Here is a 20,687-nt window from a genome sequence, read left to right as displayed (position 1 = left end):
CCAGCCTGGAATCCGCTGAAGGCATGCCCCTGGCCCGCCAAAGGTCGACGGGCACTTCGGCGGCCGGCAGGAACGCGCGGCTTTCCTCCCACCCTTCGCGCTCGCCAGCGCAGGGCGCGCAGCCTGCGGATTCGCAGCGCAATGCGCCAGCGTCCCGCGTGGCGGCCCCGTTCATCGCTCCGACCGAGGGGGCCGCCGGCCCGGACACGGGCGAGACCCACCACCCGCGGCCGGCAGTGGGCGCGCCGCCGGGCCAGTTCACAGACGGCCTTCATGCGGAACTGATCGCCGCCGGGAAAGCGGCCTACTGCCATCGGGACGACCACGCGTTCGTGCTGACCCTGGCCCCGACCAGCGAAGACCGGCAAAAGAAGCTCATCCGGATGACCATCGACTCGGCCGAGAAGTTCGCCATCATCACGTCGTTCAACGTCAATCCGGCCAAGGACCACGACCCCGAAAAGATCTCCGGGACGATGTTCGCGATCCTGGAATCGCTCGCCAGGAAGCAGCACGACAAGGACTTTTCGTTCGTCCTTTTCTACAACGACAACAAGCTGCAGACCAACGCGGCCATCTCCGCGGTCGTGGGCCAGAACGTCACGACCAACATGAGCCTGCGCTCGAGCAGCCGAACGAATGCCACCACCACGTGGCCCGCGGTCGTCAAGGCCTACAACCGGCAGCAGACCGACGCGAGCCTGAAGATCACCCGGCCCCTGTGCAACCTCTACTTCGTCGCCGCCAAGGCCAAGGGCGTGGCCGGATCGCACCACAACAAGTTCTGCATCAATGACAGGGGGGTCGCAGCCACCCTCGGAGCGAGCCTGGCCAACAAGACCAAGGACAGCTGGATGGACGGCGGATGCGTCACGCTGAGCCAGCCTTTGGCAGCACGGCAGCGGGACTATTTCCTCGACGAACTGATCGGCAGGCACACCGTGCACGGCGGGCAGCTCCAGGTGAACGGCGAAGGCGAACTGGTCATGGAGAAGATGAAGGACCTGTCACGCATCCACGCCCTGGGAGCGGTCGACATCGAATCGCCACTCGATCAGGCCGGACCGCACAAGGAACAGGCCGTCGCGCGCCTGCGCGACTCCCTGGCCCAGGCAGGGGTGGAATTCGATGGCGCAGCGCACAAGGTGCTCTGGGTGCAGAACACGTCGAGCGGCTACAAGAACATGTTCTCCACGCGCGGCCACATCGAAGGCAAGCCCATCGGACAGGTCATGTCCCGGTTCTTTTCCGGAGCCCAGCCAGGGGAAACGATCAACATCGTGAACAAGACCATCGGCAGCGAAGGCATGGCGCTCATCACCGACGCGCTCGCCAGGGGCTGCAACGTCAATGTGCTGATCAACGAGGACAACCGGACGGCGCTGGAACGGGCGGCACGCAAGTTCTTCGCCCATCCGGCGTCTTCCTCCGTGGGCACCCTCAACCTGCGGCATTTCGCGCCGAGCGAAACCCTGGCAGCAGCGCAGAACTTCAACACCGCGGAACAAGCCGTGGGCCATGCCAAGAACTACATCCTGGAGCGCCAGGACGGCTCCAGCATCGTCATGACGGGCTCCTACAACCTGGACGGCCAGTCCCACTACCGCTCGAACGAGAACCTCATGCTGTTCGAGACCCAGGGCCACGCGGTGAAAGAGGCGCTGTTCGACGACCTCTACAACGGCTGCACCAGCCCGATCAGCACGTTCTCGGCCACGGCCCCCCGCCACCGCTGACGGCGGCCTCGCCCACGGGCCGCGCTGCGGGAGGGCGCGGGTCGGCAGGGCATGGCCTTAGCATGCGCCCATGCACGGCACCCTGCTTCCCTCCCGATCGCCCTCCCGGCATGCAGCCCATCGACTCGGCCCCGCGCCGTGGCCGAGAGGCCCCCGCCTCGCTGCCGCCCTGCTGCTGGCCCTGCTCACCGGCTGCGCGCATGCGCCCCCGGACCCTGCTGCCCCCACCCCCTGGCTCGCCCAGGTCCAATCCCTGCTGCCCGCCGATGTGCTGCTGATCGGCGAGCAGCACGACGCCCCCGAACACCAGGCGCTGGAGCGCGAGGCCGTGCAGTGGCTGGCCGCGCGCGGGCAGTTGGCGGCGCTGGTGATGGAGATGGCCGACAGCGGCCGCGCCACCGACGGCCTGCCCCGCGATGCGACGGAAGGCCAGGTGCAGCAGGCGCTCGGCTGGAACGCGGCGGCCTGGCCGTGGGCGCAGTACGGCCCGGTGGCGATGGCGGCGGTGCGTGCGGGCGTGCCCGTGCGCGGCGGCAACCTGCCGCGCAGCGAAATGGGCGAGGCGATGCGGGACGAGCGCTGGGACCGCCACCTTGGCCCCGCCGCGCTGGAGCGCCAGTACACGGCCCTGCGCGACGGGCACTGCGGCCTGCTGCCCGAGGCGCAGATTCCCGGCATGGCCCGCATTCAGATTGCCCGCGATGCGCGCATGGCGGCCGTGGCCGCTGCGGCGCGGCGGCCTGGGCAGGCGGTGGTGCTGGTGGCCGGCGGCGGCCACGTGCTGCGCAGCGTGGGCGTTCCGACGCACTGGTTTCCCGGCCTCGTTGCCAAGGTGGCGCTGGCGCAGGCCGAGGGCGCGCCGGCGGCTCTGCCGGGCGAGGCGGACGCGGTACACGCCACCCCGGCCCTGCCGCAGCGCGACCATTGCGCCGAGCTGCGAGGCTCACAAGCTGGGCAAGGTGCACGGGGTACGAAGGGCGCCGCACCATGAGTTGACGGCCTAGCATCAAAAAAGCCTCCAGCGCAATAAACACTAGGGAGTACAGCTATGATTTTCATAGCAAAAAGTTCACTGACCCCACGGCGCTCCAGCCCCGAGCGCGCCCGTTTCGCTACGCGCCCGCCGGCCCAGGCACCTGCGCACGCAGCAGCGCCGTGAACTCGGCCGCCGGCAGCGGGCGCTGGCACAGGTAGCCCTGGTAGCGGTCGCACCCGCGCTCGCGCAGGAAGGCCAGTTGCTCGGGCGTCTCCACGCCTTCGGCCAGCACGGCCAGCCCCAGGCTGTGGCCCATGGCGATGATGGCCGTGCAGATGGCCATGTCGTCGGTGTTCTGCGGCAGGTCGCGGATGAAGCCCTGGTCGATCTTGAGCACGTCGATCGGAAAGCGCTTGAGGTGCGCCAGCGATGAATAGCCCGTGCCGAAGTCGTCGATCGCCATGCGCAGGCCCAGGCCGCGCAGGCGCAGCAGCACCTGGCGGGCCTCTTCGGGGCGCTCGGCCAGGGCGCCTTCGGTGATCTCCAGCTCCAGCAGGGTCGGCGGGTAGCCCGAGGCGGACAGGGCGGAGGCCGCGCAGCCGGCCAGGTCGGTCAGGTGGAACTGGCGCGGCGACACGTTCACCGCCAGGGTGAGGCCGGGCAGCCCGGCCTCGCGCCACGCCTGGCCCTGGCGGCAGGCCTCGTGCATGACCCATTCGCCCAGCGGGCCGATGATGCCGGAGCGCTCAGCCACGGGAATGAAGCGCGCGGGCGAAATCAGGCCCTCCTGCGGGTCCATCCAGCGTACGAGCGCCTCGGCGCCGATCACGCGGCCCGAGGCAATGTCCACCTGCGGCTGGTAGTGCAGCTGCAGATGGCCCAGCGCCAGCGCGGCGCGCAGGCGCGATTCGAGCGCCAGGCGCTCGCGCGCGGCCCGGGTCATGGCTTCGCTGAAAAAGCACCAGGCGCCGCGCCCGCGCTCCTTGGCGCCGTACACGGCCGCGTGCGCGCCCTGCAGCAACGCCTGCGCGCTGTCGCCATGGCGCGGAAACAGGCTGATGCCCACGCTCGCCCCGGCCACCACCTCAAAGCCCTCGGGCGAGCGCCAGGGCTCGGCCACAGCGGCGATCAGCGTGCGGGCGATCGCGGCGGCCTCGTCTTCGCTGTGGGCTTGGCGCACGAGCACGCCGATTTCGTCGCCCGCCAGGCGCCCGGCCAGGTCACCGGGGCGCAGGGCCGATTCCAGCCGGCGCGCGATGTGCCGCAGCACTTCGTCGCCGGCGGCGTGGCCGTAGCTATCGTTCACGTCCTTGAACCGGTCCAGGTTGAGCAGCAGCACGGCCATGGGCTCGCCGGTTTCGCGGGCCTGGGCGGTGGCCTCTTGCAGCCGCTGGGCGAACCAGGTGCGGTTGGGCAGCCCGGTCAGCGGGTCGTTGTGGGCCAGGAACGCCAGGCGCTGGCGCTGGGCGTGCTCCTGCGACACGTCGGTGAAAAGGCACACGTAGTGCGTGATCGCGCCCGCGCCGTCGCGCACGGTGCTGAGCGACATGCGCTCGGGGAACACCTCGCCGTTCTTGCGCCGGTTCCAGATCTCGCCCTGCCAGCGGCCGGTGCGCGACAGCTCGGCCCACAGGGCTTCGTAGAAGGCGCGGTCGTGCCGGCCCGACTTGAACAGGCGGGGCGTCTCGCCCAGCAGCTCCGCCTCGGTGTAGCCCATCAGCCGGGTGAAGGCCGCGTTCACCGACAGGATGCGGTTGTGCGCATCGGTCACCACCATGCCCTCGATGGCGTTGTCCACCACGGTGGTGGCCAGGCGCTGGCGCTCTTCGGCGCCGCGCGCCCTCTGCGCCATCTGCGCGAACTCGCGGCCCTGATCGGCGCTCGCGGCGGCATCGGAGGCGCGCAGCCAGCGCAACCCGACCGCCGCCAGCGCGGCGGAGCCGAACACGAAGGCGATGTCCTTGGCACTGCCGTACAGGCCGGCGCCACCCGGCAGCGACGCCAGCAGCGCATCGCCGCCCGCCAGCCAGGCCACGCCCGCCGCGACGTACCCGGCCCATGCCCAGCCGGGCACCCGCTTCGGGGCGGGCCCCTCCTCTTCTTCCATGAATGTCCTTGTCGTGCTTGCCACCGGTGGCGCCGTGCTGCCGCCCGCGCTCCGTGAGATGAGCGCGTATTTTCGCGCCCGGCCGAGGCCCCGCCGGACAAACGCCGGGTGCTGCGACAATCGCCCCGCTATGAACCAAGCCTATATCCTTACCCTGTCCTGTCCCGACAAGCTCGGGCTGGTGCATGCGGTGTCCGGCTTCCTGCTGGAGCATGGCGGCAACATCGAAGAGGCCGCCCAATACAACGACCACGCCACGGGGCTGTTTTTCATGCGCGTGCAGTTCGCCTGCGGGGAGCACGACCATGCGGCGCTGAAGACGCAGCTGGCCGCCTTCGCCAGCCCGCACGGCATGCACTGGCAGCTGCACGCCGCCTCGGAGCCGATGAAGACGGTGATCATGGTCAGCCGCGAGGGCCACTGCCTGAACGACCTGCTGTTCCGCTGGAAGTCGGGCCTGCTGCCCGTGAACATCGCCGCCATCATCAGCAACCACCGCGATTTCTACCAACTGGCGGCCAGCTACAACGTGCCGTTCCACCACATTCCGGTGACGGCCGCCACCAAGGCGCAGGCCGAGGCCCGGCAGTTCGAGATCATCGAATCCGAAGGCGCCGAACTGGTGGTACTGGCGCGCTACATGCAGGTGCTGTCGGACGATCTGTGCCGCAAGCTGCAGGGCCGGGCCATCAACATCCACCACAGCTTCCTGCCCAGCTTCAAGGGCGCCAAGCCCTACTACCAGGCGCACGACCGCGGCGTGAAGCTGATCGGCGCGACCGCCCACTACGTGACGGCGGACCTGGACGAAGGCCCCATCATCGAACAGGACGTGGCCCGCGCGGACCACAGCAAGACGGTGGAGGACCTGACCGCCATGGGCCGCGACACCGAAAGCCAGGTGCTCGCCCGCGCCGTGAAGTGGCACACCGAGCACCGCGTGCTGCTCAACGGCCACAAGACCGTCATCTTCCGCTGAAGACCGCCCGATGAGCGCCCCCCGGCCGCCCGAACCCGCGCGCAGCAACGCGCGCGCGGCCGATGCCGGCACCGCCGGCTGGGACGGGCCGGCCGGGAGCCGCCGCATCCCGCCCATCCAGTGCCTGCTGACCTTCGAGGCCCTGGCCCGCCTGCGCAGCGTGACGCAGACCGCCGACGAGCTGTGCGTGACCCCCAGCGCCGTGAGCCACCGCGTGCGGCAGCTGGAGCAGACCCTGGGCGTGCGGCTGTTCGGTCGCGCCGATTTTTCGCTCACCACCGAAGGCAGCGCCTACCTGGCCCATGTGCGCGAGGGCCTGAGCGCGCTGCAGCGCTTTCCAGGCGCGGCTGCGGCGCCGGGCAAACGGCGGCTCAAGCTGGCCGTGACGCCCACCTTCGCCCGGGCCATCCTGATCCCGCGACTGCGCCAGTTCACCGAGGCCTATCCAGAAATCGACCTGGCGCTGCAGGTGTCCATTCCCCTCCTGGACGTGGTGGCCGAAGATGCCGACTTGGTGGTGCGCTTCGGCCCCGGCCATTACGCCGACCTGGAACACGTGGAGCTGGCCCGCGACCGGGTCACCCCGCTGGCCTCGCCCGCTTTCGTGCGCGAGCACGGCCCCTTCGAGCGCCCGGAAGACCTGGAAAGCGTGCCGCTGCTGCGCAGCCCGCTGGAACCCTGGCGCACCTGGTTCGGCGCCAGCGGCCTCGATTGGGCCGAGCCCACCGAAGGCTCGCAGTTCAACGACATCGGCCTGATGTGCGACGCCGCCGCGGCCGGCATGGGCGTGGCGCTGGTGCGGCTCAAGCTGGGCGCGCCCTGGCTCGAAAACGGCACGCTGGTGCGCCTGTACCCGGGCGAGGCCCCCAGCCCCCACGCGCACTACCTGTGCTGGCGTACCGGCACCATGGACCGCTGGGAGTGCGCTGCCTTCACGGACTGGCTGCGCCGCACCATGGGCTGAGCGGCGGCAAGGCGACCTGCCCTGCCTTGTTCCCTATCCGTTCCAAGGGTCTTTGCGGCGGCAAACCGATGGCTTCTGCCCGGCAAGCCGCGCGGGGCCACGAAATGTCGCTTTTTGTAAAAAACACGCTTGCGCAGCAGGCCGAGCCCCGTCAAGATTCCCAAAGCCCTGCGTTGGCACAGGTTGATTTCAAAAGGGAGGCGTGGGCGGCCCATAGCACGGACAGTACGCGCCTTGTCGGTCCTCCTGCAGGCGCTGCATTCAAGCCGGCCGCAGCAATGGCCGATAACGCATTGACCCCGCCCACCAGGACCTCGCCGCCATGAACGCTTCCCTCGTCCCCCTTGCCGCCTCCGAGTTCGAGCGCGCCCGCACCACCGGGCTGCTGGCTGCACTGGAACGCGTCCAATGCACCATCGAATTCGACCTGGACGGCCGGGTCCAGCATGCCAACCCGCTGTTCCTGGACCGCATGGGCTACACGCTGGAGGAGATCGTTGGGCAGCACCACCGCATCTTCTGCCCGCCGGAGCTGGCCGCCAGCGCGGCCTACCGCACGATGTGGGAGCGCCTGGCCGCCGGCGAAGTCGTCGAGGATGTCTTCCTGCGGCTCACCAAGCAGGCCGAGCCGGTGTGGCTGCAGGCCTCGTACAACCCGATCTTCGACAGCGCCGGGCGCCCGGTGGGCGTGGTCAAGCTGGCCACCGACGTGACCCATGCGCGCAACAGCCAGGCCGATTTCGAAGGCAAGATCGCCGCGGTGAACCGGGTGCAGGCGTTGATCGAGTTCGATCTGAGCGGCAAGGTGCTGCACGCCAACGGCAATTTCCTGAAAGTCTTCGGCTACACCGAGGACGAGATCGTGGGCCAGCACCACAGCCTTTTCTGCGCGCCCGAAGTGGTGCGCTCGGCCGAATACGCGCGCCTGTGGGAGCGGCTGGGCCGGGGCGAAGTCGACGCCGGGCGCTACCGCCGCGTGGCCAAGGACGGTGCGGACGTCTGGATTCAGGCGTCGTACAACCCGGTGCTCGACTCCTCGGGCAAGCCGTACAAGGTGGTCAAGTTCGCCACCGACATCACCGAAGAGACGCGCCAGGCGGCGGAAACCAAGGGCAAGCTCGACGCCATCGGCCTGTCGCAGGCGGTGGTCGAATTCAGCGTGGACGGCAGCATCCTGACCGCCAACCCGAACTTCCTGCGCACCATGGGCTACACGCTGGACGAAATCCGCGGCAAGCACCACAGCATGTTCTGCGACCCCGCCTTCGTCAAAACGCAGGTCTACCGCGATTTCTGGGCCGACCTGGGCGAGGGCAAGTTCCAGAGCGCCCGCTACCGCCGCATCGGCAAGCACGACGCCGGCATCTGGATCCAGGCCACCTACAACCCGATCCTCGACCCGGACGGCCGCGTCTACAAGGTGGTGAAGTTCGCCGTGAACGTGACCGAGCAGGTCGAGCGCGAAGAGGCCGTGGCGCAGAAGGTGAAGGACATCGGTGCCGTGCTGCATGAAATCTCGGCGTCGATCGAGCACGTGGCGCGCAGCTCCGAGCGGTCGGCCGCTCTGGCCACCCAGACGCAGCGCGAAGCCGGCGAAGGCAACCAGTTGCTGGCCCGCTCGCGCGAAGCCATCGCAGCCATCGAGCAATCGTCCACCGACATCCGCGACATCGTGGCCACCATCGGCGAAATCTCCGGGCAGACGCACCTGCTGGCGTTCAACGCCGCCATCGAGGCCGCGCGCGCCGGGCCGCACGGCATCGGGTTTTCCGTCGTGGCCGACGAGGTGCGCAAGCTGGCGGAAAAGTCGGCGCTCGCCGCGCAGGAAATCTCCAAACTGGTGGGCAGCAGTGTTTCGCGCGTGGCCGAAGGCGGCCGGCTGTCCGAAGACGTGAGCGCGGCCTTCAACCGCATCCTGAGCGCGGTCGACAGCACCACGCAGTCCATCAGCGACATCCGCAACGCCATGCTCGAACAGGAAACCTCCACGCAGAACGTCGTGGCGCTGCTGGACAAGCTGCAGGACGCCAGTTCCGGGCGCAAAACCGCATGAGCCTGCCTGCCAGCGCCGTGCCCCATGCGGCCGCGCCCGCCCTGGCCGAGGTGCCGGAGGCGACTGCGCAGTCCCTCGAAGCGCCGCAGCCGGCCGCGCACGTTCGGGTACGCGTGGGCGACTGCCACATCGCGATCGCGGCCACGCAGGTCGAGCGGGCGTTGGCGATGCCTGCACAAGGCCTGTCCCCCCTGCCCCGCCGGCAAGGCGCGCTGGCCGGGTTGATCGACCTGGCTGGCCGGCCGGTGCCGGTCGTTTCGCTGGAGCGCTGGCTGCCCATGGGCGAGGCGTCCATGCCGGCTGCGCAGCAGCGGGTGCTGGTGCTGCACACGCCGCAGGCCCGGATCGGGCTGCGGGTCGATGAGGTCATGGGCGTGAAAGCCGTCGCCCCACAAGACATCGTGCGCGTGCACCACGATGGCGGCAGCGATGAAGAATTGTTCGAATCGGTCGTGCCGGCCTCCGCCGGCGCGCCCATCCTGTCGGTGCTGGAGGTCGATCGCCTCATGGCGCTGTGCCAGGTCTGGTGCGAAGACGCGGCCTGGGCCGGCGGAGCCGCCGCGACTGCGGCCACTTTGCCGACTGCCGCCGGCAACGCAGTGGCTGCCATCCGGCATGCCGTCTTCGCGGTGGGCGACGAGCTGTGGGCCGTGCCCGCCAGCGGTATCAACACCGTGGTGCCCACGCCGTCCGTGGAACTGAGCCTGCCCGGCGGCGGCCTGACGGTGGCGATCAGCGAACTGCGCGGCCGCAAGCTGCCGCTGGTGGGCATTGCCGCCCCGCCGGCCCAGGCCGGCACAGCCCTGCCGCCCTGGGTGGCCGTGCTGGAGCGACAGGGCCAGTGGATCGGCCTGCTCGCGGACACCTGCCGGCAACTGGCCGACCTGGTGGAGGACGACCTGGCGCGCACCCCGGGCGAACCCTTCCTGAAGGGCATCGTCTCGGTGCCGGACGTAGGCACGCTGCGGGTGCTGGACATCGACCAACTCTTCGATGCCGTGCCCGAGGCCGCCATGAGCCAGGTGCGGCCGGGCGCGGCCGGCGATGAGAATTCGGACGATGACGATGACGATGACGATGGCGATGGCGATGGCGGTGGCGGTGGCAATAACCCGGCCGACTCGCACTTTCTGGTGTTCGAAGCCGGCGCGCTGTATGCCTCGCCGGTGGACAGCGTGGTCGGCGTCGTCGAGCTGCCGCAGCCGACCATCGACGAGCTGGTGCTCGGCCGTCCAGCCGTGATGCCGTGGCGCGGCAAGACGCTCAAGGTGGTGTCGCTGCCCTCGTTCGACGGGCAGCCGAGCCCCATGGTGCCGCGCATGGCGATCCTGCTGGAGCCCCACCCCCGGGGCCACGCGACGGTGGGCATCGCGATTTCACGGCTGTGCAACTGGCTGCCGGCCCACCGTGCCGACCACCGCGAAATGCGGCTGGGCTCGCTGGGCGATTTCCGCATGATCACGCACGAGCACGAGGGCAACAGCGCCAGCATGGTCGTGGTCGACCTGGGCGAAATGGCCTACCTGCTCGGCTGATCCGGGCGCTGCCTCCCACCTACCTTCCAGGACCTCTTCCAAAATGATCCCAGCCAGGCTCCCCGACAACGAAACGCAGCGGCTGCGCGCGCTGCAAGACCTGATGCTGCTCGACACGGCGCCGGAAGAGCGGTTCGACCGGTTCGTGCGCTTCGCGGCCGAGCAGCTGGACGCCCCCATCGCACTGATGAGCCTGATCGACGACGAGCGGCAGTGGTTCAAGTCGCGCGTGGGCCTGGCCCTGCCGCAGACCGGCCGCGACGTTTCGTTTTGCGCGCACGCCATCCTGCAGCCGGAACTCTTCGTGGTGGAGGACGCCAACCTCGATGCGCGCTTTGCGGGCAACCCGCTGGTGACGCAGGCGCCGCACATCCGTTTCTATGCCGGCGCCCCTTTGAGCGCACCGACCGGCGAGCGCCTTGGCACACTCTGCATCATCGACACCAAGCCCCGCAGCCTGAACCCGACCGAAAGGGCGGTGCTGCGGGCGCTGGGCCAGCTGGCCAATGAAACCATTGCCGGAAAAAAAGAAACCGAAGCATGACCCGCTTGCCGCATTTGCCCCTCCTTTTGCTGGTGGAGCCCCAATTCGTATTGCGCCGCACGATCGTCTCGGTGGCGCGAGACCTCGGCCTCGTGGAGTTCCATGAGGCCACCAGCGTGGCGCGCGCGCTGCCCGTGCTGGCCGCCCGGCCGTTTTTCGGCCTGGTGCTCGACTGCGACGATGTCTCGGCCTCGACCGACCTGCTCTCGCGCCTGCGCAGCGGCGCCTTCGCCTGCCCGGCCGACATGCCGGTGCTGGCGCTGTCCTCGCAAGTGGACCCGGAGCGCGACGCATGGCGCGAGGCCATCGGCGTGCAGGACACGCTGCGCAAGCCGTTCAAGATCCGCACGCTGCTCGAATCGGTGCAGGCGATGGCGGAGCACAAACGATGACCCGGCCACAACGCGCGGCGGCCAACCGCCGCCCCATGAACCATTCCACCGACGCCTTGGGAGAAAGCAGGCCGTGCAAGCGCTGACACCGACGACGACACCGCATTCCGATCCCGCCTCCGCCCGCGAAGCTGCCCTGGAACAAGAAGCGCACCACCAGAAGGAACAGCAGCGCCTGTTCGCCCTGCGGGCGAGCGGCCTGATGGACACGCCGCCCAGCGATGGTTTCGACCGCATCACCCGCCTGGCGAGCACGCTGTTCGACACCCCCATTGCACTGGTGACCCTGCTGGAGGCCGACCGCCAATGGCACAAGTCGCGCATTGGCCTGGCCGCCTGCGAACTGCCGCGGTCGATCGCTTTCTGCCACCACACCATCGAAGGGGCCGACCTGCTGGTCGTGAACGACACGCTGCTGGACGACCGCTTTGCCCGCAATCCGCTGGTGACGGGGGACGTGGGCGTGCGCTTTTACGCCGGTGCTCCGCTGGTGCTGCCCGGTGGCCACGCGCTCGGCGCGCTGTGCATCCTGGACCAGCGGCCACGCACTTTCGATGCCACGCAGCGCCAGCAGTTGAAGGACCTGGCCGCGCTGGTGATGAATGAGATCGCGCTGCTGCGCACGGCCGGGCGCATCAACGAGATCACGGGCCTGTACAACCGGGCCCAGCTCGTGCACGACCTGATGGACCGCTGCGCGCAAACGCCCGGCGAGCCCCGCACGCTCGTGCTGCTGGACGTGATCCGCGACCGCGACCTGCAGCAGGCCGTGCGCGCCATCGGCATCGCGCCGCTGGAGGCGGGCCTGCGCGACGTGGCACGGCACCTGAGCCAGGCGCTGGGGCCCGAGGTCCAGCTCTACCACGCCTCTGAAACGCGCTTCGCGTACCTGCTGCCGGAAGACAGCCCCGCGGCGCAGGAGCAGGCCGTGCAGGCCGTGCAGCGCCACCTGCAGGAAGCCTTTCGCAGCAGCCGCGTGGTGCTGGAGCTGCACCTGGTGGCCGGGCTGTCGCGGTTCACGCTCGATGAAGAGTCCGCCAACGACGTGCTGCGCCGCGCGACCTCGGCCCTGCACCAGGCCGACGAACTGCAACGCCCCTTCGTCTGGTACGCCCCCGAATCCGACACCGCCCACCGCCGCGCCTTCGCGCTGCTGCGCGGCTTGCCGCAGGGCCTGGCGGAAGGCGATTTCCGGCTCGTGTACCAGCCGCAGTTCGAGGTGCGCCAGAACCGCTTTTCCGGCGTCGAGGCGCTGATCCGATGGCGCCACCCGCGCCACGGCAACGTGTCGCCCGCCGAGTTCATTCCCCAGGTGGAGCAGACCGCGCTGATCCACCTGCTCACCGAATGGGTGCTGCACACGGCGCTGGCCCAGCTGGCGGAGTGGAACCTGCAGGGCTTGTCGCTGACGATGGCGATCAACGTCTCGGCCCGCAATCTGGAGCACCCGGATTTCGTCACCATCCTGCGCAACGCGCTGGCGCTGCACGGCGTGGCCGCGCGGCAGTTGCACATCGAGTGCACCGAGAACGTGGCCCTCAACGGACGCGCCACGCAAGGCGTGCTGGAGGAAATCCGGGCCATGGGCCTGAAGGTGTCGCTGGACGACTTCGGCATCGGGTACTGCAACCTGTCGTGCCTGCGCGCGCTGCCAGCGGAAATGCTCAAGCTCGACCAGTCGCTCGTCAAGCCGATCGCCCACGACATGCAGGCGTGGACGTTGCTGCGCACCATCATTGCGCTCGGGCAACGCCTGGGCTACCAGCTGGTGGCCGAGGGCGTGGAGAGCCGGGAGATCCTGGAGATGGTGTCCGACGCCGGCTGCGACCTCGCGCAGGGCTACTTCCTGGCCTATCCGATGGAAGCGGAAGCCGTGGCGCCCTTCTTTGCGGCGCAGCATGAAAAGCTTTTCACGGCCGGCGCGAAAGAACTTCACGCCCCGATGGTCTCGGCCGGTAGCGGTTTCGGCAGCGGAATGGCTTAGAGTGCCCACAGCGCGGCCCGCACCGGGCCGCGGCCGTGCCCGCACACCATGACGCCTGCCACCGCCCCCGATACGCCTTTCACGCCCCAGGCCATCCAGGCCATCAAGGCCCGCCTGATCCCTGCGCTGCAGGCCGTGCTGCCCGCGCACGCGCTGCTCTGGCACGCCGAGGACACCACACCGTACGAATGCGACGGGCTCACCGCCTACCGCCAGCGCCCGCTGGCCGTGGCGCTGCCCGAAACCTATGCACAGGTGCAGGCCGTGCTGCGCGCCTGCCATGCGCTGTCGGTGCCGGTGGTGGCGCGCGGCGCGGGCACGGGCCTGTCCGGCGGGGCCATGCCGCATGCGCTGGGCGTGACGCTGTCGCTGGCCAAGTTCAACCGCATCCTGCGCATGGACCCAATCTCCCGCACGGCGGTCGTGCAGTGCGGCGTGCGCAACCTGGCCATCAGCGAGGCCGCGGCGCCCCACGGGCTGTACTACGCACCCGACCCGAGCAGCCAGATCGCCTGCACCATCGGCGGCAACATCGCCGAGAACTCGGGCGGCGTGCACTGCCTGAAATACGGCCTCACGGTGCACAACGTGCTGCGCATCGAAGGCTTCACGATGGAGGGCGAGCCCGTCACCTTCGGCAGCGAAGCGCTGGACGCCCCCGGCTACGACCTGCTGGCCGCCGTGATCGGCAGCGAGGGCATGCTGGCGGTGGCCACCGAAGTGACCGTGCGCCTCATCCCCAAGCCGCAACTGGCGCGCTGCATCATGGCCAGCTTCGACGACGTGCGGCGCGCGGGCGATGCGGTGGCGGCGATCATCGCGGCCGGCATCATCCCCGCGGGCCTGGAAATGATGGACAAGCCCATGACCGCCGCGGTGGAGGATTTCGTCTGCGCTGGCTACGACCTCACCGCCGAAGCCATCCTGCTGTGCGAGTCGGACGGCACGCCCGAAGAGGTGCAGGAGGAGATCGGCCGCATGAGCGAGGTGCTGCGCGCCGCCGGCGCCACGGCCATCACGGTGAGCCAGGACGAGGCCGAGCGCCTGCGCTTTTGGAGCGGCCGCAAGAACGCCTTTCCGGCCAGCGGGCGCATCAGCCCCGACTACATGTGCATGGATTCGACCATTCCACGCAAGCGCCTGGCCGACATCCTGCTCGCCATCCAGGAGATGGAAAAGAAATACGCGCTGCGCTGCGCCAACGTGTTCCATGCCGGCGACGGCAACCTGCACCCGCTGATCCTGTTCGATGCCAACGACCCCGACCAGCTGCACCGCTGCGAACTCTTCGGCGCCGACATTCTGGAAACCAGCGTGGCCATGGGCGGCACGGTGACTGGCGAGCACGGCGTGGGGGTGGAAAAGCTCAACTCGATGTGCACGCAGTTCACCACCGAAGAGAACGCGCAGATGTTCGCGCTCAAGGCCGCGTTCGACCCTGCCGGCCTGCTCAACCCGGGCAAGGTGATTCCGACCCTCAACCGCTGCGCCGAATACGGAAAGATGCTGGTGCGCGGCGGACAGATCGCTCACCCCGACCTGCCGCGGTTCTAGGGCGGCGGCTCGGCCGCCAGGCATGGCCCCGGCAGCCTCACGCTGCAGCGGTCGGCCTCAGAGCATCAGCACCACCAGCAGGCAGGCCACCCAGGCCGCCAGCGGCCCCAGGTTCTGGCCCAGCCGCCGGGCGCGCCGGTACAGGTACACGGGCGCGAGCCACACCCAGCCGCGAAAGCCTGCGGTGTCGTGCCCGGCGCGCCACAGCCAGCGTTCGTCCACGAAGGCGATCAGCACGTTGAACGCCACGGTCAGAAAGAAGAACGCGCCCGACTGCACCGCGCGCTGCGACACATAGGGGTCGCGGTACACCAGGTAGGCGACGAACCCCTCCAGCGACACGCCCATGACCGGGGCGCAGGCCAGCAGCCACGCCAGCGTGTTGTCCGCACGGGCATCGGCGGCGGCGGCGGCAGCGCAGGCGCTCATCGCCTCCAGCGCATCGCGGTCCAGATGGGCCCGGAATTCCGAATGCTCCACCGGCACCCAGCACGGCAGGCCGGGCCGCCAGATGCGCTGGCCCGGCGGCAGGCGCTGCAGGCCGATCAACCGCACGATCTCGTCGTCCGGCACGGGGCCCCGGCACTGGCCCGGGGTCTCGTAATACCAGCGGGGGCCTTCGGCCAATGGGAGGTCCATGTCAATCCCCACGTCCACGTCCCTCCCGCTCATCGCACGCCCTCCAGGCGGCGCAGCACCGTGGCGGAAGTGCCTGCGGGCGCAGGCGCAGCGCCAGGGGGCTGGCGCCCCTGCGTGGAAGGCGGTGCGGCCCGGAGCGATTCGCCCGGTGGGGCCGGCCAGAGGGGCGAGGAGTTTGCGCCTGCCCCGGGCACTGCCAGCACGGGCGGCGCGGCGGCCAGCTTGCGGTGCACCACGCCAGAGGCCGGCAGCGGCCGGTAGCCGCGCCAGGCGCGCTCCAGCAGGCGCTGGTAGTTGGCGGACAGCGCCGGGCCGTCGTGCGCCGCCTCGCCGAACACGAAGTCGGCCGAGACCGATTCGCGCGCCGTGTGGCTGGCGTATTCGGTGTCCACCCGCGAGCCGATCCACACCGGCGCGGCCCCATCCATGCGCCATTCGGTCACCTCGCGCACGCGGCGGAAATCCACCGAGCGCTGGTGCAGCAGGTACACCACCTCGGCCCCGCCCGGCTCGCGCGACTGCCCCGGCACCAGGGCCGCCAGCGCATCGCGGGTGAGCCGCGCATAGTGCGCCGTGGCCTGCCGGTGTTCGCACGCGTATTCGACGAGGCGGCGCCCCTGCGCGTCCTGAAACGACCGCCACTGCACGGCGGCGCAGGCTTGACGCTGGTCGAGCGCCGCCCCCACTGCCCGGCCCGGCACATCGCCGCGCTCCAGGTGCTTGACCTGCCGCACGGCACCATCCCCGCAGCCCGCCACCAGCGCCGCCACGGCGCAGCCGAGCCCCATCCATCCCTTGTGCATTCACGCTCCCTGCCGAGCTTCGCAGCGGCGGCCGGCAAGGGGCTGCGCTCGAATTCGGAAAGTTGATTTTTAATTAATTCTGCGGCGTGACTTTAGCTGAAAATCAATGCTTCGTCATCTCTGCTGCCTACGGTGCCGCCATGAATGATCCCAAGCAGCGGTTTGCCGAGAAATTACGAGAAGCCATGACAGCTGCGGGCTACGCGCCCAAGCCTTCCGTCCTGGAGCGGGAGTTCAACACCCGGCACTGGGGCAAGCCCATGACCCTGCACGGCGTGCGCCGCTGGCTGCTGGGCGAGACCATGCCCGATGCGCGCAAGCTCATCGTCCTGGCCGAGTGGCTGCGCATGCCGGTGCAGGAACTGGCCTTCGGCGTGTCCGACGCCGTCGAGGTGCGCGAAGAGGCCGCCCGCTGGCACGTCGCGCTGGGCTACGAAGACCGCGAGTTGTTCGACACCTACCTGAAGCTCCCCATGCCCAAGCGGCGACTGGCGCGCGACGTCATCCTGGCCATCGCGAAAGCCCATGCGCCCGCCCCCGCCGAGCCGCCGGACGGGCCGGCCGATTGACCCCACCGCCACGGCCTTCACCCGCAATCACGGGTCCTGCGTAACTCAACGACAGAGTCAATCCGAGGTCGGTGGGCATCCCTAGCGTGCCGGCCATGCACGATCCCAAGCAACTGTTTGCAGAAAAATTACGCCAAGCCATGGTGGCCGCTGGCTACGAGCCCAAGCCCTCGGTGCTGGAACGGGAGTTCAACACCCGCCACTGGGGCAAGCCCATGACACTGCACGGCGTGCGCCGCTGGCTGCTCGGCGAAACCATGCCCGATGCACGCAAACTCATCACCCTTGCCGAATGGCTGCGCATGCCGGTGCAGGAACTGGCCTTCGGCACGCCGGACAGCACGCCCCAGGCGCGCGAAGAGGCCGCGCGCTGGCACGTGGGCCTGGGCTACGAAGACCGCGAACTGTTCGAAACCTATCTGCGCCTGCCCGTGCCACAGCGCCGCCTGGCGCGCGAGGTGATCCTGGCCATCGCCAAGGCGCAGGCCGTGGATCAGACGCCGCGAAAGCGCTGAAGCAACACCCGCGCAGGGCGTCAGTCGGCCACCAGGGTCGCAGGCCGTGCGCCAGATCGTCGGCGTGCGGCAGCACGGACTCGCGAAAGCCCATGCGCCGACCCCACCGAGCCACTGGACGGGCCGGCCGATTGAGGCCTGACATTGCCTTCACCCGCAATCACGGATCCGACGTAACTCGACAACGGAGTCAATCCGGGGCCGGCGGGCATCCCTAGCGTGCCGCCCATGCACGATCCCAAGCAACTGTTTGCAGAAAAATTACGCCAAGCCATGGTGGCCGCTGGCTACGAACCCAAGCCCTCGGTTCTGGAACGGGAGTTCAACACCCGCCACTGGGGCAAGCCCATGACCCTGCACGGTGTGCGCCGCTGGCTGCTCGGCGAAACCATGCCCGATGCACGCAAGCTCATCACCCTCGCCGAATGGCTGCGCATGCCGGTGCAGGAGCTGGCCTTCGGCACGCCGGACAGCACGCCCCAGGCGCGTGAAGAGGCCGCGCGCTGGCACGTGGGCCTGGGCTACGAAGACCGCGAACTGTTCGAAACCTATCTGCGCCTGCCCGTGCCGCAGCGCCGCCTGGCGCGCGAGGTGATCCTGGCCATCGCCAAGGCGCAGGCCGTGGACCAGACGCCGCGCAAGCGCTGAAGCCCCAACCCTTGCACGCCTTCGTCCTGCCGCCCCGCGCGCAGGGCGTCCTCAGTCGGCCATCAAGGTGCGCAGGCCCTGCGCCAGATCGTCCGCGTGCGACAGCACGAACAGCAGCAGCCCGATGAAGCCGCCCACCACGGTGCCGTTGATGCGGATGTACTGCAGGTCGCTGCCGATGTGCAGCTCCACCAAGCGCGCGAGTTCCTTGGCGTCCCAGCGGTCCACCGTGTTGCGGATGTGCTCGGCCACGAACTGAGACAGGTCGGGCGCCCACTGCGCCGCCCACAGCTCCAGCCGCACGTTCAGCCGCAGCCGCAGCGCCGGATCGCCGGCCAGCGACAGCCCCAGCCACTGGCCCATCGCCGCCACCTTGCGCGAAACCTCCGACTCTTCGTCGGCCAGGTCGCGCTGCAGGCGCTCGCGCAGGCTGGTCCACAGCGTCTGCACGTAGCGCCCCAGCGTCGCGTCGTTCTGCAGGTAGTTGCGGATCGCCATGCCGCGCTCGGCCCATTCGGGATCGGACTGCAGACGCTCCACCAGCCGCTCGACCGCGCCGTCCAGCGTGCCGCGCAACTGGTGCGCGGGGTTGCCGGCCACCTCGGCCAGCAGGTTCTCGATGGCCTGGGCGATGGCGCTAGCGCCCTTGTCGCTCAGCCAGTCGGTGGGCAGCACCTTCTCCTTGAGCGGGTGCTCGCGCTTGATCCACTGCACGATGGTTTCGGCGATGAAGGTGCGCGTCTGCGGCTCGCGCACCATCGCGGCCAGGCGGTTGAGCAGGTCGTCCAGCAGCGCCTGGTGGCGGCCGTTGTGGGTCAGCGCCTCCAGTGCCATGGCCATGGTGCGGGACAGGTCGATCTGCCCGATGAGCGTGCGCGCGGCGTCGTTCATGAAGCGCTGGATGCGCTCGTCTTCCACCGTATCGAGCGCCGACAGCGCCAGCCGCGACATCTGCCGCGCCAGCAGCTGCGCGTTGCCCGGCGAAGTGAGCCACTGGCCCAGCAGGTGGGCCGGGTCGTGCCGGCGGATCATGGTGACGAGCGAGGGCGCATCCAGGAATTCGTCGCGCACGAACGAGGCCAGGTTGCCGCCGATGCGCACTTTGTTGCGCGCGATGATGTCCGTGTGCCGCTGCACGAACGGCAGCGGAATGCGGCGAAACAGCGCCGATACGGCGAACCAGTCGGCCAGCGCGCCGACCATGGCCGCCTCGGCCACGGCGCGCACGCATTCCACGGCCAGGCTGCGGGGCACCGCGTACGTCGCGGCGAACACGGCGGCCACCGCCAGCAACAGGCCGGTGGCCAGCCACTTGGCCCGTGTCAGCGCGCGGGCCTGGTCTTCGTGGTTGCTATCCATCGTGCAAGGATAGCCCGAGACGCCTGTCGGACAGGGCCGCTAGCGTGGCGCGACCCGGTCCAGGGCGGCCTCCAGGTGGCCCACGGTGCGGTCCACGTTGTGCCACTTTTCCAGGCCGAACAGGCCGATGCGGAAGGTCTGGAAGTCCGGGCCCTCGCCGCATTGCAGCGGCACGCCGGCCGCGGTCTGCAGGCCGGCCTCGATGAACTTCTTGCCGTTCTGGATGCCGGGGTCGGTCGTGTAGCTCACCACCACGCCGGGGGCCTGGTAGCCCTCGGCCGCCACGCTCGGAAAGCCCCGCGACTGCAGCAGCGCCCGCACCCGGGCGCCCAGCGCGATCTGCTCGGCGCGCACCTTCTCGAAGCCGTAGTCGCGCGTTTCGGCCATCACGTCGCGCAACTGCACCAGCGCATCGGTGGGCAGCGTCGTGTGATAGGCGTGCTGGCCTTTTTCGTAGCCCTCGGCGATCTGCATCCACTTCTTGAGGTCGCACGCGAAACTGCTGCTCGTGGTGCCGTCGATGGCCTGGCGCGCCCGCTCGCTGAGCATCACCATGGCGCAGCAGGGCGAGCCGCTCCAGCCCTTTTGCGGCGCCGAGATCAGCACGTCCACGCCCGTGGCTTGCATGTCCACCCACATCGCGCCCGAAGCCACGCAGTCGAGCACGAAGAGCGCGCCCACGGCGTGCGCCGCCTCGCTCAGGGTGCGCAGGTAATCGTCGGGCAGCAGGATGCCGCTGGCAGTCTCGACATGGGGCGCGAACACCACCTTCGGCGATTCGGCGCGAATGGCGGCGGCCACCTCATCGGCCGGGCACGGCGCCCAGGGCGCCTGCGGGCCCTCTCCCTGGCGGCGGGCCTGGCACACCACGGCGCCACCGCCCAGTCCGCCCGCATCGAAGATCTGGCTCCAGCGGTAGCTGAACCAGCCGTTGCGCACGATGAGCACCTTCTCGCGGTTGGCGAACTGGCGCGCCACGGCCTCCATGCCGAAAGTGCCGCTTCCGGGCACCAGCACCGCCGTGTGGGCGTGATAAACGCTCTTGAGCGTGGCCAGGATGTCCTGCATCACGCCGGTGAAACGCAGGGACATGTGATTGAGCGCGCGGTCGGTGTAGACCACCGAAAACTCGAGCAGACCGTCGGGATCGATATCGGGCAGAAGGCCGGGCATGGGGTGTCTCCGTGAAGGCGGGGCCCGCGCGCCGCCGAGGGCCGCCTTCACGCACGCGGCCGGCAAACACGGCGTCATGGGCCTCTATAAAAGGCCGAAAAAACTGAGCGGGCCAGCTTAGCACGCGCACTTTCCGCAGGCCGGCCACCCCGGCCGC

The 20,687-nt window shown here is 69.4% G+C and carries 18 protein-coding genes; 13 read left to right on the top strand and 5 right to left on the bottom strand.

The window, feature by feature from the left end:
• The first annotated feature begins 23 nt into the window (after positions 1-23).
• Together BLT03_RS16575 and BLT03_RS16570 are read left to right on the top strand one after the other, a co-directional pair.
• Positions 24-1,736: a phospholipase D-like domain-containing protein gene (locus BLT03_RS16575; RefSeq protein ID WP_245711431.1), complete on the top strand. Its 1,713-nt coding sequence runs from the start codon at positions 24-26 to the stop codon at positions 1,734-1,736.
• 70 nt (positions 1,737-1,806) lie between these two features.
• A complete protein-coding gene (locus BLT03_RS16570) occupies positions 1,807-2,727 on the top strand; it encodes a ChaN family lipoprotein (protein ID WP_092744867.1) in 921 nt (306 codons plus the stop codon).
• A 121-nt stretch (positions 2,728-2,848) separates the two neighbouring features.
• Here BLT03_RS16570 and BLT03_RS16565 read toward each other — a convergent pair whose 3' ends face one another.
• Complete coding sequence (locus BLT03_RS16565; RefSeq protein ID WP_092744866.1) at positions 2,849-4,819, bottom strand: putative bifunctional diguanylate cyclase/phosphodiesterase; 1,971 nt, start codon at positions 4,817-4,819, stop codon at positions 2,849-2,851.
• A 130-nt stretch (positions 4,820-4,949) separates the two neighbouring features.
• Here BLT03_RS16565 and purU point away from each other — a divergent pair, with 130 nt between their 5' ends.
• The 8 genes from purU (at position 4,950) to BLT03_RS16525 (ending at position 14,824) form a co-directional block, all read left to right on the top strand.
• Entirely contained in the window at positions 4,950-5,798 is an 849-nt protein-coding gene (gene purU, locus BLT03_RS16560) for a formyltetrahydrofolate deformylase (protein ID WP_092744865.1), read from the top strand.
• A gap of 10 nt (positions 5,799-5,808) precedes the next feature.
• A complete protein-coding gene (locus BLT03_RS16555) occupies positions 5,809-6,762 on the top strand; it encodes a LysR substrate-binding domain-containing protein (RefSeq protein WP_245711430.1) in 954 nt (317 codons plus the stop codon).
• Between the two features lie 322 nt (positions 6,763-7,084).
• Positions 7,085-8,815 carry a methyl-accepting chemotaxis protein gene (locus BLT03_RS16550; protein WP_092744864.1) on the top strand — a complete coding sequence of 577 codons (1,731 nt, stop codon included), beginning with the start codon at positions 7,085-7,087 and terminating at the stop codon, positions 8,813-8,815.
• Positions 8,812-10,350: a chemotaxis protein CheW gene (locus BLT03_RS16545; protein WP_092744863.1), complete on the top strand. Its 1,539-nt coding sequence runs from the start codon at positions 8,812-8,814 to the stop codon at positions 10,348-10,350. Before BLT03_RS16550 ends, BLT03_RS16545 begins: the two co-directional genes overlap by 4 nt.
• Before the next feature lie 43 nt (positions 10,351-10,393).
• Entirely contained in the window at positions 10,394-10,894 is a 501-nt protein-coding gene (locus tag BLT03_RS16540) for a GAF domain-containing protein (protein WP_092744862.1), read from the top strand.
• Complete coding sequence (locus BLT03_RS16535; RefSeq protein WP_092744861.1) at positions 10,891-11,286, top strand: response regulator; 396 nt, start codon at positions 10,891-10,893, stop codon at positions 11,284-11,286. The genes BLT03_RS16540 and BLT03_RS16535 overlap by 4 nt, the downstream gene beginning before the upstream one ends.
• 73 nt (positions 11,287-11,359) lie before the next feature.
• On the top strand, positions 11,360-13,270 hold the full coding sequence (locus BLT03_RS16530) for a sensor domain-containing phosphodiesterase (RefSeq protein ID WP_245711429.1): 1,911 nt from the start codon (positions 11,360-11,362) through the stop codon (positions 13,268-13,270).
• Between the two features lie 48 nt (positions 13,271-13,318).
• Positions 13,319-14,824 carry an FAD-linked oxidase C-terminal domain-containing protein gene (locus BLT03_RS16525; protein ID WP_092744860.1) on the top strand — a complete coding sequence of 502 codons (1,506 nt, stop codon included), beginning with the start codon at positions 13,319-13,321 and terminating at the stop codon, positions 14,822-14,824.
• A 57-nt stretch (positions 14,825-14,881) separates the two neighbouring features.
• On the opposite strand, the gene BLT03_RS24520 is transcribed toward BLT03_RS16525, so the two are convergent.
• Entirely contained in the window at positions 14,882-15,463 is a 582-nt protein-coding gene (locus BLT03_RS24520; RefSeq protein WP_092744859.1) for a GYF domain-containing protein, read from the bottom strand.
• 29 nt (positions 15,464-15,492) lie between these two features.
• A complete protein-coding gene (locus BLT03_RS24515) occupies positions 15,493-16,266 on the bottom strand; it encodes a hypothetical protein (protein ID WP_092744858.1) in 774 nt (257 codons plus the stop codon).
• Positions 16,267-16,406: 140 nt separating this feature from the next.
• On the opposite strand from BLT03_RS24515, the gene BLT03_RS16510 reads away from it, so the two are divergent.
• From BLT03_RS16510 to BLT03_RS16500, 3 genes are all read left to right on the top strand, one after another.
• Positions 16,407-16,835: a DNA-binding protein gene (locus BLT03_RS16510; protein ID WP_092744857.1), complete on the top strand. Its 429-nt coding sequence runs from the start codon at positions 16,407-16,409 to the stop codon at positions 16,833-16,835.
• Positions 16,836-16,930: 95 nt separating this feature from the next.
• The gene (locus BLT03_RS16505; protein ID WP_092744856.1) at positions 16,931-17,350 is read left to right on the top strand and encodes a DNA-binding protein; all 420 of its coding nucleotides are present in this window, start codon (positions 16,931-16,933) and stop codon (positions 17,348-17,350) included.
• Between the two features lie 228 nt (positions 17,351-17,578).
• A complete protein-coding gene (locus BLT03_RS16500; RefSeq protein ID WP_092744856.1) occupies positions 17,579-17,998 on the top strand; it encodes a DNA-binding protein in 420 nt (139 codons plus the stop codon).
• A 51-nt stretch (positions 17,999-18,049) separates the two neighbouring features.
• On the opposite strand, the gene BLT03_RS16495 is transcribed toward BLT03_RS16500, so the two are convergent.
• On the bottom strand, positions 18,050-19,357 hold the full coding sequence (locus BLT03_RS16495; protein ID WP_092744855.1) for a DUF445 domain-containing protein: 1,308 nt from the start codon (positions 19,355-19,357) through the stop codon (positions 18,050-18,052).
• A gap of 39 nt (positions 19,358-19,396) precedes the next feature.
• Positions 19,397-20,530: an aminotransferase class V-fold PLP-dependent enzyme gene (locus BLT03_RS16490; protein ID WP_092744854.1), complete on the bottom strand. Its 1,134-nt coding sequence runs from the start codon at positions 20,528-20,530 to the stop codon at positions 19,397-19,399.
• Positions 20,531-20,687 lie beyond the last annotated feature (157 nt).

The organism is Paracidovorax valerianellae (assembly GCF_900102625.1).
In the GTDB taxonomy this organism is placed as follows: domain Bacteria; phylum Pseudomonadota; class Gammaproteobacteria; order Burkholderiales; family Burkholderiaceae_C; genus Paracidovorax; species Paracidovorax valerianellae.
Note: the sequence above shows the minus strand (reverse complement) of the source record. Positions and strands in the feature narration are given on the sequence as shown.

Coding starts and splice junctions, on each gene's coding strand:
- BLT03_RS16525 (WP_092744860.1), top strand. CDS start 13,319: ATGACGCCTGCCACCGCCCCCGATACGCCTTTCACGCCCCAGGCCATC.
- BLT03_RS24520 (WP_092744859.1), bottom strand. CDS start 15,463: ATGGACCTCCCATTGGCCGAAGGCCCCCGCTGGTATTACGAGACCCCG.
- BLT03_RS16540 (WP_092744862.1), top strand. CDS start 10,394: ATGATCCCAGCCAGGCTCCCCGACAACGAAACGCAGCGGCTGCGCGCG.
- BLT03_RS16535 (WP_092744861.1), top strand. CDS start 10,891: ATGACCCGCTTGCCGCATTTGCCCCTCCTTTTGCTGGTGGAGCCCCAA.
- BLT03_RS16505 (WP_092744856.1), top strand. CDS start 16,931: ATGCACGATCCCAAGCAACTGTTTGCAGAAAAATTACGCCAAGCCATG.
- BLT03_RS16510 (WP_092744857.1), top strand. CDS start 16,407: ATGAATGATCCCAAGCAGCGGTTTGCCGAGAAATTACGAGAAGCCATG.
- BLT03_RS16500 (WP_092744856.1), top strand. CDS start 17,579: ATGCACGATCCCAAGCAACTGTTTGCAGAAAAATTACGCCAAGCCATG.
- BLT03_RS16495 (WP_092744855.1), bottom strand. CDS start 19,357: ATGGATAGCAACCACGAAGACCAGGCCCGCGCGCTGACACGGGCCAAG.
- BLT03_RS16555 (WP_245711430.1), top strand. CDS start 5,809: ATGAGCGCCCCCCGGCCGCCCGAACCCGCGCGCAGCAACGCGCGCGCG.
- BLT03_RS16565 (WP_092744866.1), bottom strand. CDS start 4,819: ATGGAAGAAGAGGAGGGGCCCGCCCCGAAGCGGGTGCCCGGCTGGGCA.
- BLT03_RS16570 (WP_092744867.1), top strand. CDS start 1,807: ATGCACGGCACCCTGCTTCCCTCCCGATCGCCCTCCCGGCATGCAGCC.
- BLT03_RS16575 (WP_245711431.1), top strand. CDS start 24: ATGCCCCTGGCCCGCCAAAGGTCGACGGGCACTTCGGCGGCCGGCAGG.
- BLT03_RS16490 (WP_092744854.1), bottom strand. CDS start 20,530: ATGCCCGGCCTTCTGCCCGATATCGATCCCGACGGTCTGCTCGAGTTT.
- BLT03_RS16550 (WP_092744864.1), top strand. CDS start 7,085: ATGAACGCTTCCCTCGTCCCCCTTGCCGCCTCCGAGTTCGAGCGCGCC.
- BLT03_RS24515 (WP_092744858.1), bottom strand. CDS start 16,266: ATGCACAAGGGATGGATGGGGCTCGGCTGCGCCGTGGCGGCGCTGGTG.
- BLT03_RS16545 (WP_092744863.1), top strand. CDS start 8,812: ATGAGCCTGCCTGCCAGCGCCGTGCCCCATGCGGCCGCGCCCGCCCTG.
- purU (WP_092744865.1), top strand. CDS start 4,950: ATGAACCAAGCCTATATCCTTACCCTGTCCTGTCCCGACAAGCTCGGG.